Genomic DNA, 11,503 nt, shown 5'->3' on the forward strand with positions numbered 1-11,503 from the left:
TTCGCTGGGGGGGGCGGGGGGGCGCCCCCCGCCCCGCCCCCCCCCCCGCCGCGGATACGCGCTGAGTTCCGCGTCGAGCGCGCCGAGCAGGCGGCCGGCCCGCTCGGCGACCTCGGCCGGGCCGTACTCGGCGGCCCGGCGGCACCAGTTCTCCGCCTGGACGGGCTCGCCGCGCCGCAGCGCCAGCAGCGCCAGGCGCAGTGCCGCCCGCCCGTGGCCCGCGTCCGCGGCCCGGGTGTACCAGAGCACCGCCTCGGCCTCGCTGTCCTGACGGGCCAGCAGCAGTCCGAGGTTGAACGCGGCGCTGCGGCTGCCCGCCTCGGCGGCCCGGCGGTACCAGCGCTCGGCGGACTGCAGCTCGCCGCGCTCGGCGGCGCGCACGCCCATCCGCACCTGGGCCCGCCGGTGGTCGGCCTCGGCCGCGACCGTGTACCAGTGCTCGGCCTCGGCCTCGCCGCGGCGCTCCAGCACCACGGCGAGCCGGAACGCGCCCTCGGCCGAGCCGCCGCCGGCGGCCTGGCGGTAGCGCTCCAGCGCCCCGGCCGCGTTGCCCCGCTGCTCCTGGACGACGGCGAGCTGGAGCGCGGCCTCGCCGTGCCCCTCCGCGGCCGCCCGGGCGTACCACTCGTGGGCCTGCGTCAGCTCGCCGCGGCCGGCGTGCAGCACACCGAGGTTGAACGCGCCGTCCACGCTGCCGGCCTCGGCGGCCTTGGAGAACCACGGCTCTGCGCCGGACTCGTCGCCGCGCTGGAGCAGCACCACGGCGAGCGCGTTGCAGGCCTCCCGGTGCCCGGCGTAGGCGGCCTTGCGGTACCACTGCTCGGCCTGTGCCTCCCGCCCGGCGGCGGCGCAGAGCAGGCCGAGGTTGAAGGCCCCGTTGTGGTCGCCGGCGTCCAGCGCGGCGCGGTACCAGCGCTCGGCGGCGGCGGCCTCGCCGCGGCCGGCGTGCAGCGCGCCGAGCGCGTTGGCGGCGTTGCCGTCGCCGGCCTCGGCGGCCTCCTGCCACCACTCGGCGGCGGCCGCGGCGTCGCCGGTGTCGCGCAGCAGGAAGCCGAGCGCGCAGGCGGCCCGCGGCTCGCCGTTCTGCGCGGACTGCCGGTACCAGCGCGCGGCCTCGTCGAGCCCGCCGCGCTCCTCCAGGAGCACGCCGAGGCGCAGCGCGGCCCGGGCGTGGCTGCGCGCGGCCGCGGTGCGGTACCAGGTCTCGGCGGTCTCCTTGTCGCCGGCCGCCTCGCGCATCCGGGCGAGCCGGTAGGCGGCCTCCCGGTGGCCCGCGTCGGCGGACACCTTGAACCAGCGTTCGGCGCGCACGTCGCGCCGATGCTCCATCAGGTCGCCCAGTGCGTAGGCGCCGAGCGGGTGGCCGTGCTCCGCGGCGAAGTGCAGCCAGTACTCGGCGGCCTCCTCCTCGCCCTGGTCGCGCAGCTGGAGGCCGAGCGCGTGCGCGGCCGGCGCCGACCCGGCGACGGCGGCCTGCCGCCACCACTGGGCGGCCTCGGTGCGGTGGCCGCGCTGGTGCAGCAGCACGCCGAGGTTGTTGGCGGCGGCGCGCAGGCCGGCGGCCGCGGCGGCGCGCAGGTACGGCTCGGCGTCCTCCAGGTCGCCGCGGCGCAGCAGCAGCGCGCCCAGCTGGCTGGCGGCGCCCGGGTCACCGCCGTCGGCGGCGGCCCGGTGCCGGGACTCCAGGGCGGCCTGCTCCCGGGCGGCGAGGGCGGATTCGAAGCTGGCGGCGTCCGGGGCCGTCTCGCCGTCAGGGTCCTCGACGGTGGCCGGGTAGCGGCCGACGGCGTCGACCAGCTGCTGGGCGGAGATCCGGACGAGGCTCTCCGGGCCGTTGCTGCGCTGGGCGGGCAGGGGCTGCGGGGCCTCGTCGGCGCGCTGCGCCCGAGTGCCGGTGTCGGGGGCCGCGGCGGGCCCGGTGCCGTTCCTACCGATCAGCTTCATGCCGGCTCCCGCTCCCCCAGAGTGCTTCGGCATCCGCCGGGGGCGCAGCTGACTGGCCGGCCGCTGTCCCCCTCTCGGTGTCGAAAGGGAGTCAACAGCCGTACCGCATCCCCCATGTGCTCCATCGTCGCATCACCCGGAACCCGCGTACACCTGCCCCGGACCAATTCTGCCGGGGCGGGCCGAAGCCAGCGGGACAGCTTCAGCGCTTTGTCGATTTCCCGACACTTGGGCCCCACAAACCCCGGCAACGGCGGCGGGACCGGGCTGAACGGGTCGATAGTACCGGAGTCGGACCCCTCTTGATCGGAAAAACACCAGGGCCCGGAGGAACCAGATGAACTCTGGTGCCTCCGGGCCCTGATCTTCAGTAGCGGGGACAGGATTTGAACCTGCGACCTCTGGGTTATGAGCCCAGCGAGCTACCGAGCTGCTCCACCCCGCGTCGTTGGGTAAACCATAGCACGGTCGCGGGGTGGTCCAACAATCGGTTGCCGCAGCTCAGGGGGTGGACGACGCCGAGGGCGTGGGCGAACCGGCCGGCGCCGGGGCGGCCCCGGCCGCGGCCGGCTTCGCCGCGGCGGCCCGCTTCAGGGCGTCCTGGAGCGCCTGCTGCGCCTTGCCGTACGCCGTCCAGTCGCCGTTCTTGAGCGCCGCCTGGCCCTCGTCGAAGGCCTTCTGGGCGTCCTGGAGCGCCTGCTGGAGGTCGGGGTTGACGGCCGCCGGCGGGGTGGTCGAACCCGGTGCGGGCGTGGCCCCGCCGGAGGCGTCGGGGGTGGCGGGCGCCGTCGGGGTGGCGGGCGCGCCGGTGGCCGCGCCCCCGAACACCTGGGCCAGTGCGTCCGACAGGGTGTCGGCCATGACCACCTTGTCGTTGCCGTACATCGCCAGGACCTTCTGCAGCACCGGGGCCTTGGCGCCGCGGGCCAGCAGGTAGACCGGCTCGACGTTGAGGATGCCGCCGCCGACCGGCAGGGTCAGCAGGTTGCCGTACACCACGGCCGAGTCGTTGCGGCTCGCCAGCAGGCTGAGCTGGCTGGCCACCGCGCCGTTCGAATTGAACTTCGCCTGGGCCTGGTTGGGGCCCAGGGCGCCCGAGTCGCCCGGCACCCGCAGGATCCGGATCTTCCCGTAGTCCGGCCCCGGGTCGGCGGAGACCGCCATGAAGGCCGCGAGGTTCTCCTGGCCGCTCGGGGTGAAGCTGGTGGCCAGCGAGAAGGCGGCGCCCTTGGCGTCCGGCATCCGCAGCGTCAGGTAGTACGGCGGCTGCACCTCGTCGGTGTTGGTGGTCGGGTCGTTCGGCACCTGCCAGATGTCGGTGCCGCTGAAGAACGCGGCGGCGTCCGTCATGTGGTACTGGCCGAGCAGCTCGCGCTGCACCTTGAAGAGGTCCTGCGGGTAGCGCAGGTGCGGCAGCAGGGCGGCCGGGATCGCCGACTTCGCCCGGACGGTGCCGGGGAAGGCCTTCATCCAGCTCTTCAGCACCGGGTCGGCCTCGTCCCACTGGTACAGCCTCACCTCGCCGGTGTACGCGTCGACGGTGGCCTTGACCGAGTTGCGGATGTAGTTGACCTGGTTGACCGCGGTGAGGGTGCGGCCGCGCTGGTCGGTCAGCGCGTCCTTGGTGGACTCGCCCAGGGTCGTCCTGGAGGCGAACGGGTAGCCGTCCGAGGTGGTGTAGCCGTCCAGCACCCAGACCACGTGGTCGCCCTGGATCACCGGGTACGGGTCGGCGTCGATCGACAGCCACGGCGCGACCTTCTCGACCCGCTCCTTGGGGGTGCGGTCGTACAGCACCCGCGCGCCGTCGGTGATCGCGCCCGAGTAGAGGATCTGCGGCTCGTGGAACTTCACCGCGTAGGCGGCCCGGGTGAGCGGGTTGTCCAGCGAGATGCCGCCGCCCCGGTACTGGGTCAGCTTGTCCGCGCCGGACTCCGAGGTGTAGTCGATCTCCTGGTTGGTACCGCCGACGATCGAGTACGCGGTGGTCTTCTCGCCGTAGTAGACCTGCGGGTTGTAGCTGTACTGGTCGGCGTCGCGCAGCCCGGACTCGGTGTAGACCGGCTTGCCGTTGGCGTCGACCTGGTTGCCCTTGGCGGCGACCACGCCGTAGCCGTGGGTGTACTTGAAGTGGTCGTTGATCCAGCTGTGCTGCTGCACCCCGGTCATGTCCAGCTCGCGCACGCCCAGCACGGTGTCCTGGGTACCGTAGCGGTCCACGTCCAGCGTCCGGGGGAAGGCGTAGTACTTGCGCTGCGCCTCGGCCTGCCGGAACGTCGGGGCGACCACGTTCGGGTCCAGCAGCCGGATGCCGGCCACCGTCTGGGCGTCCGGCTTCAGCGCCTCGGCGCTGGTGGTGGACCGCGGCCCGTACTGGGTGGTCTCGGCGCCGGCGATGCCGTACGCCTGCCGGGTCGCGTCGATGTTCTTCTGGATGTACGGCAGCTCCTTGGCCTGCTCGTTCGGCTTGACCTGGAACTGCTGCACGATCGCCGGGTAGAGCCCGCCGATCAGCACCGCGGAGAGCGCCATCAGGCCGAAGCCGATCAGCGCCGGCGCCCACGTCCGCCGGACGGGGGTCAGGAAGAACAGCAGGGCGCAGATCACCGCGACGAAGAAGAGGATGGTCTTGGCCGGCAGGAAGGCGTTGGCGTCCACGTAGCGCAGGCCCGTCCAGCCCTCGACGCCCTTGTAGGAGCCGGACTTCACCGCGAGGGCGTAGCGGTCCAGCCAGTAGGCGGCGGCCTTCAGCAGCACGAAGACGCCGAGCAGCACCGCGAGGTGGCCCTGCGCGCCGCGGCTGGCCCGGCGGCCGGGGCCCTGCAGGCGCAGCCCGCCGTAGAGGTAGTGCACCAGGGTGGCGGCCAGCAGCGAGACCAGCACCGCGCTGAACGCGAAGCCGAGCAGGAACTCGAACCAGGGCAGCTCGAAGGCGTAGAAGGAGACGTCCAGGTGGAACTGACTGTCCTTCACTCCGAACGGCGTGCCGTTGGTCCACAGCAGCCAGGTGCGCCACTGCCCGGCCGCGGCCGCGCCGGCCACCAGGCCGACCAGCAGCGCGGCGCCGGCCAGCAGCCACTTCTTGTGCGGGGCCACGCCCATCCGGTAGCGGTCCAGGCTCTGCTGCTCGACCGACATCGCCGCCAGCGGCGGGCGCAGCCGGTGCGCCAGCCAGAGGTTGAAGCCGACCACCAGGGCCATCGCCAGCCCGAAGACGGCGAACAGGCCGGCCTTCGTCCGCAGCTGGGTGCCGAACACGCCGCCGTAGTGCAGCGAGCGGTACCAGAGCCAGTCCGTCCAGAGCCCGGAGGCCGCCACGAAGAGCAGGAAGAGGACGGCGAGCACACCCGCGGTCAGCAGCAGGACCCTCGTCCGGCGGGACGGCGGCCCGACTCGGGCGCGGAACGCCGGTTCGGGGCGGTCCGGCATCTGGAAGACCACGGTGGCACCTCTGCTGTTCGTCTGCGGGTCGTGGGACGTCCCCTGTGCAACTTCGTCGGCCACGACCCGAGTTCCCGCGGGCCCGGCACGAGACCGGACGGTTACCGGATCGGCTCGCCGCCGGGCGCGCGGCGGCGTGTGAGGATGGGGGCATGTCCGATGCACCCCAGACGCCCGCCGGCAGCGGTCTGCCGCCGGCCGCCACCCCGCTCACCCGTGCCGCCCTGGAGATCGACGAGTACGCGGCCACGCTCGGCTGGGACCTCCCCGCCCGGCTGTTCGCCCTGGTCGACACCGCGGCACTGCGCAAGGCCGACCCGAAGCTCGTTCGACAGCTCGAACTGGACGACGAGGCCACCGGCCTGACCCCGGTCGAGCAGGAGGAGCTGCCCGCCGGCGCCGAGCTCGACCGGTTCCTGGGCACCATCGCCTGGCCGGACCAGGTCGTCGGCTGCGCCCTGGTCGTCGAGCGGCTGATGCTGCCGCCCGGCGCCGAGCAGTCCCGCCCGAAGAACGCCACCGAGAAGGAGCTGGCCGACTGGGTGGCCGGTCACCCGCAGCGCCAGGAGGTGCGGATCACCGCCGCCGTGCTGCGCGACGGCTCCCGGGAGATCGCCCTGCGGCTGCGCGAGAAGGACGTCGCCCGCGAGGTGCTCACCGGCCCGGACCTGGTGCCGGCCCTGACCGAGGCCCTGCTGGCGACCTTCGCCTGAGGCTCCGTGCGGCCCTGCCCGCGGCCCGGCGCGGGCAGGTCGCTCAGCGCGGGCAGGAGGGCAGGGCCGAGGCCTGTCCGGAGCGGATCGAGTCCAGCGCCTTGAGCGCGCCGTCCAGGGTGTCCACCTTGACCAGGCGCAGCCCCGACGGGGTGCCCTGGACGGCCTCCGGGCAGTTCTCCGACGGGGTGAAGAAGTACTCGGCGCCCTTGTCTCGGGCCGCGATCAGCTTCATCTGGATACCGCCGATCGGCCCGACCTGGCCGTCGTCGCTGATGGTGCCCGTGCCCGCGACGAACTTCCCGCCGGTCAGGTCGGTGGGGGTGAGCTTGTCGATGATGCCGAGCGAGAACATCAGGCCGGCGCTGGGGCCGCCCACGTCCTGCAGGCCGATGTCGATGGTGAACGGGTAGGTGTGGTCCGTCCCCGGCACGATGCCGACGATCGCCCGGCCGTCGGGGGCCTTGCCGGTGGTGACGGCCACCTTCTTCTCGTCCGCGGCGGCGGGGGTGGCACTGGCCTTGGCGTGCGGCACCACGGTGAACTCCACCGTCTCGCCGGGCTTGTGCTTGGTGACCTGGGCGGCGACCTGGTCCTTGCCGGTGACCGCGGTGCCGTCCACCGCGACGATCTGGTCACCCGCGTGCAGCCTGCCCTCGGAGGGGCCGCCGGCGATCACCGAGGAGACCACGATCTCGGTGCCGACCGGGATGCCGAGCTCGCCGAGCGCGGCCGTCTTGGCGCTGTCCTCGGAGGACGCGAACTGCTCCGCGTTCTCCTGCTGGGCCTCCTTGTCGGTCTGGCCCTTGGGGTACACGTTGTCGTGCGGCACCACCAGCACGTCGTGGCGCAGCCAGCCGATCACCGCCGAGACCAGGCTCGGCTCGTACTTGGCGCCGGTAACCTGCACGGTGGTCATGTTCAGGTGCCCGGTCGTCGGGTACACCTGGTGCCCGGTGATGCTGATCACGGGGTCGCCCGAGTGCTGCTCGCCGAGCGTGTTGTACGTCGGCCCGGGGCTCATCTCGGTGTAGGGCACGCGCATCATCACGGAGGCGCAGAGCAGGCCTATGAGCAGCAGCGTGGCGGCGAGCATCGTCGCGGAGCGGCGTGGCATGGCTCGACAGTACGGGACGACGCCGCCCGGGCGCTGCCCGGGCCCTGGCACCGGGCTCACTGCTCCCGCGTCGAGGCGGTGCTGCGCTCCATGGCGGCGCGGAACCGCTCGTGCTCGGCGAGCGAGGCCGGATCACCGGTGGCGCGGGGGGTGCGGGCGGCCCAGCCGGCCCAGACCATGGCCGCCAGTGCGGCCGCAACGGGAATGATCAACCAGGCGAGCGCAGCCATGTCCGTACTCCCAGCTCGTCGTGTCTATCAGCAGATTAACCGTCCGCGCAGACAACGGCCGCAGCAGGACCCGGGTTACGGCCGGGCAGGTTACACCGGCGGATCGGGGGGCCTCAGCAGGACCCGGCGCCGACCCATTCCTCCTCGCCGTCGGAGAAGACCTGGTGCTTCCAGATCGGCACCTCGTGCTTGAGGTCGTCGATCAGCCGGCGGGCGGCGGCGAAGGCCTCGCCGCGGTGGGCGCAGGAGACGGCGACGATGACGGCCTTGTCGGTGATCTCCAGCCGGCCGATCCGGTGCACCGCCGCGAGCGCGCGGACCGGGAAGTCCGCGACGATCTTCTCGGCGATCCGGCGCATCTCGCGCTCGGCGGTCGGGTGCGCGCTGTACTCCAGGGCGGCGACCGACTTGCCGCCGTCGTGGTCGCGGACCGTCCCGACGAACACCGTGGTGCCGCCCGCCGCGTCGTCGCCGACCGCCTCGTACACCTCGTCCAGCGAGAGCGGGGTGTCACGGATGGCGAGCAGGCGGATCGGGTCGTGGTTCTCGGACATGTGCACCATGATTCCCCATTCACGGCGGGATCCGGCAAGGGGTTCCGGATCACGATTGAGACTTTCCGCAGAGCGGAACGGCCGAGCGGCCTCAGAAGCGCCGCCGCTTGCGGGCCCGCCGCACCAGCGCCGCCGTGCCGACCAGGGCCACCGTCGCACCGGCCGCGCCGAGGCTGGTCGCCGCCTCCTTGCCGCCGAGCCGCCGGCCCGCCACGGCGTGCTTCCCGGAGACCTGGCCGAGCAGCTCGCCCAGCACCTCCTCGTTGCTGAACCGCGGCCGCCAGCCCGCCTCGTGCAGCCGGCTGCCGGAGACCACCCACGGGTACATGGTGTACGCGAGGTCGCCCGCCGGGGCCGGGGTCAGCCCGAGCCGGTGCAGCCGGGCCGCGGTGCCCAGCGCCAGTGCGGCGGGCAGCTCCATCCGGCGGATCCCGGACAGCTCCTCCACGTCCTCCTGCTCCAGCCAGCCGTCGCAGCCGACCGTCACCTCGCCCTCGACCAGCCCCAGCGCCGCGTACTCCAGCGCCGTCGCCAGGTCGTCCACGTGGCAGAACTGCCAGCACGGCCGGGAGCCGGCCACCACCAGCAGCCGCGGCGCCTCGAAGTGCCGGGTGAGCACGGTGTCGATGCCGGGGCCGACGACCACCGCCGGGCGCAGCACCGTCACCTGGAGGCCGGGGTGGGTGCGCGGGGCCCGCCGGGCCAGGCGCTCGATCTCCAGCAGGTCGCCGACCAGCGACGCCTCCTCGGTGGCCCGCAGCTCCGAGTCCTCGGCCAGCGGCACCTCGTTGTCCGGCAGCGCGCCGTAGACCATCGCGGAGGTGCAGAGCACCACCCGGGACACCCCGGCGGCCGCGGCGGCGGTCACCACGGTCTGCGCGCCCCGCACGTTGTAGGCGCTCCGGGCGCGCGCATCGGTCTCCATGCCGAGGTCCATCGCGAGGTGGACGACCACGTCCACCTCGGCGAGCCGCTCGGCCACGGCCGGGTCGCGGACGTCCAGCACCCGCCAGTGGACCCCGGGGACCTCGCCGCGCCGGTCGTCGATGGCCAGCACCCGGCGGACCCCGGGCGAGGCGACCAGCCGGGCGGCGACCCGCTCGCCGACCACGCCCGCCGCGCCGGTCACGGCCACGGTCAGCGGCCTGCCGCCGTAGGCTGGAGACGGCGAGTCCGCGGCGGCTGCGGCGACGTCCTCACCTCCGGTCAGCCCAGAGCGAACGTCCGAAGGCGGGGAACTCACCGGCCATCCTCCACGGTTAGCTTAAGTGCGTACGTACGAGTGTCACGTACCGTCCATCCTGCCCGAGGCACGGGCCCGGCGGTTGCAAGCTGCGCCATCGGGCCGCGAGACCATGGACACACGCCCCGCCGCTGCGGGGCTGCCGAACACCCGCCACACCCCGCGTGACGGCCGAGCAGATCGAGGACCCCGTGAGCGACCTCCCCTTCGGATTCTCCGTCCCGCCCGAGGAGCCTGAGGACGGCAAGGGCAAGAAGGACGACCAGGGCGACGCCGCCGCCGAGCGCGGGGGCGGGCAGGGCGGCGACCAGCCGCAGCAGCCGTTCGGCTTCGGCGCCGGCAACCCGCTCGGCGCGCTGTTCGGCCTCGGCGGCGCGGGCGGCGACAACCCCTTCGGCGCGATGATGGGCAACCTCAACCCCTCCGACCTCGGCGCCGCCTTCCAGCAGCTCGGACAGATGCTGTCCTTCGACGGCGGCCCGGTGAACTGGGAACTCGCCAAGAACATCGCCCGGCAGACGGTCGTCGCCGAGCCCGCCGAGGGCCGCAGCAAGGACCGCTCGGTCGGCGCGTCGGAGCGCACGGCGGTCGCCGAGGCCGTCCGGCTCGCCGAGCTGTGGCTGGACGCCGCGACCGAGTTCCCCTCCGGCTCCGGCACCGCCGTGGCCTGGAGCCGCGCGGAGTGGATCGAGGCCACCCTGCCGGTCTGGAAGGACCTGGTCGACCCCGTCGCCGAGCGCGTCGGCACCGCCATGGGCGGCGTGCTGCCGGCCGAGATGCAGGCGATGGCCGGCCCGCTGATGGGCATGATGCGCTCCATGGGCGGCGCGATGTTCGGCACCCAGATCGGCCAGGCGCTGGGCGCGCTGGCCGCCGAGGTCACCGGCTCCACCGACGTCGGCCTGCCGCTCGCCCCGGCCGGCAGGGCGGCCCTGCTGCCGCAGAACATCGCCGAGTTCGGCGAGGGCCTGAGCGTGCCCGCCGACGAGGTCAGGCTCTACCTCGCCCTGCGCGAGGCGGCCCACCAGCGCCTGTTCTCGCACGTGCCGTGGCTTCGGGCGCACCTGTTCGGCGCCGTCGAGGCCTACGCCCGCGGCATCAAGGTGGACACCTCCCGGATGGAGGAACTGGTCGGCAACCTCGACCCGAGCAACCCCGAGGCGCTCCAGGAGGCGCTCGCCGGCGGCCTGCTCCAGCCCGAGGACACCCCCGAGCAGAAGGCCGCCCTCGCCCGGCTGGAGACCGCCCTCGCCCTGGTCGAGGGCTGGGTCGACGCGGTCGTCCACACCGCCGCGGCGCCGCACCTGCCGCAGGCCGCTGCGCTGCGCGAGACGCTGCGCCGCCGCCGCGCCAGCGGCGGCCCGGCCGAGCAGACCTTCGCCACCCTGGTCGGCCTGGAGCTGCGCCCGCGCCGGCTGCGGGACGCCTCCCGGCTGTGGGCCTCGCTCGCCGACGCCCGCGGCATCGAGGGGCGCGACGCCCTCTGGGCGCACCCGGACATGCTGCCCACCGCCGCCGACCTGGACGACCCGGACGGCTTCGTGCACCGGGCCGCCGAGGAGGGCGGCATCGACTTCGACGCGCTGGACAAGCTCCTCGGCGACGCCGCCGCGGGCGGCGCGAAGCCCGCCGAGGGCGACCGGGGCACGGACGGCACCGACGACGCCGAGGGCACCGACGGCGGTGACCGGTGACCGGCACGCTCCACCTCGACGCCGTACGCACCCTCTCCGACTGGGCCGTCGCCGACGCCGCCCAGGAGGGCCTGCGCCGCGACTACCTCGGCCACCTCGCCGAGCGGCCGGACGGCATGTGGCGGGCGTGCCTGCCCGCCCACATCACCGCCAGCGCCCTGGTGGTCGACCCGGCCGCCGGGCGGGTGCTGCTCACCCTGCACCCCAAGGTCGGCCGCTGGCTGCAGATGGGCGGGCACTGCGAGCCGGAGGACACCACGCTGGCCGGCGCTGCGCTGCGCGAGGCCACCGAGGAGTCCGGGATCGCCGGCCTCGCCCTGGTCGGCGGACCGGACGGGCCGGTGCCCGTCCGGCTGGACCGGCACGAGGTCCACTGCGCGGGCCGGGACGTCCCCGCCAACACCCACCTCGACGTCCAGTACGTGGCGGTCGCCCCGCCCGGCGCCGAGGCCATGATCAGCGAGGAGTCGCTCGACCTGCGCTGGTTCGACTACGCCCGCCAGCCCGAGTGGACCCACCCCACCCGCCCGCGCCAGGTGGCGCCGGCCCGCCCGCGGCCCCGCCCCC

General features: G+C 74.3%; 9 protein-coding genes and 1 tRNA gene. 3 read left to right on the forward strand and 7 right to left on the reverse strand.

The window, feature by feature from the left end; all coding sequences use genetic code 11:
* The 3 genes from ACFV0G_RS24035 to ACFV0G_RS24045 all read right to left on the reverse strand — a co-directional run.
* On the reverse strand, positions 1-1,686 hold a 1,686-nt coding region (locus ACFV0G_RS24035), incomplete at its 3' end, for a tetratricopeptide repeat protein (protein ID WP_380551527.1).
* A 629-nt stretch (positions 1,687-2,315) separates the two neighbouring features.
* Positions 2,316-2,389: transfer RNA gene (locus ACFV0G_RS24040), tRNA-Met, on the reverse strand.
* A 56-nt stretch (positions 2,390-2,445) separates the two neighbouring features.
* Positions 2,446-5,373: a UPF0182 family protein gene (locus ACFV0G_RS24045; RefSeq protein ID WP_380551530.1), complete on the reverse strand. Its 2,928-nt coding sequence runs from the start codon at positions 5,371-5,373 to the stop codon at positions 2,446-2,448.
* 164 nt (positions 5,374-5,537) lie between these two features.
* Between ACFV0G_RS24045 and ACFV0G_RS24050 the strand changes: the two genes are divergently transcribed.
* Positions 5,538-6,098: a PPA1309 family protein gene (locus ACFV0G_RS24050; RefSeq protein WP_380551506.1), complete on the forward strand. Its 561-nt coding sequence runs from the start codon at positions 5,538-5,540 to the stop codon at positions 6,096-6,098.
* A 43-nt stretch (positions 6,099-6,141) separates the two neighbouring features.
* Here ACFV0G_RS24050 and ACFV0G_RS24055 read toward each other — a convergent pair whose 3' ends face one another.
* From ACFV0G_RS24055 to ACFV0G_RS24070, 4 genes are all read right to left on the reverse strand, one after another.
* Positions 6,142-7,215: a PDZ domain-containing protein gene (locus ACFV0G_RS24055; RefSeq protein ID WP_380551509.1), complete on the reverse strand. Its 1,074-nt coding sequence runs from the start codon at positions 7,213-7,215 to the stop codon at positions 6,142-6,144.
* Between the two features lie 56 nt (positions 7,216-7,271).
* Entirely contained in the window at positions 7,272-7,445 is a 174-nt protein-coding gene (locus ACFV0G_RS24060) for a hypothetical protein (RefSeq protein ID WP_380551512.1), read from the reverse strand.
* Between the two features lie 113 nt (positions 7,446-7,558).
* Positions 7,559-7,999: a molybdenum cofactor biosynthesis protein MoaE gene (locus tag ACFV0G_RS24065; RefSeq protein ID WP_380551515.1), complete on the reverse strand. Its 441-nt coding sequence runs from the start codon at positions 7,997-7,999 to the stop codon at positions 7,559-7,561.
* Positions 8,000-8,090: 91 nt separating this feature from the next.
* Positions 8,091-9,242 carry an NAD-dependent epimerase/dehydratase family protein gene (locus tag ACFV0G_RS24070; RefSeq protein WP_380551518.1) on the reverse strand — a complete coding sequence of 384 codons (1,152 nt, stop codon included), beginning with the start codon at positions 9,240-9,242 and terminating at the stop codon, positions 8,091-8,093.
* Positions 9,243-9,433: 191 nt separating this feature from the next.
* On the opposite strand from ACFV0G_RS24070, the gene ACFV0G_RS24075 reads away from it, so the two are divergent.
* Positions 9,434-10,936: a zinc-dependent metalloprotease gene (locus ACFV0G_RS24075; protein ID WP_380551521.1), complete on the forward strand. Its 1,503-nt coding sequence runs from the start codon at positions 9,434-9,436 to the stop codon at positions 10,934-10,936.
* Positions 10,933-11,503: NUDIX hydrolase (locus ACFV0G_RS24080; RefSeq protein WP_380551524.1), on the forward strand; the 571-nt coding region annotated here is incomplete at its 3' end. The genes ACFV0G_RS24075 and ACFV0G_RS24080, both read left to right, overlap by 4 nt.

Origin of the sequence: Kitasatospora sp. NPDC059571, assembly GCF_042735675.1 — a bacterium.
Taxonomy (GTDB): Bacteria; Actinomycetota; Actinomycetes; order Streptomycetales; family Streptomycetaceae; genus Kitasatospora.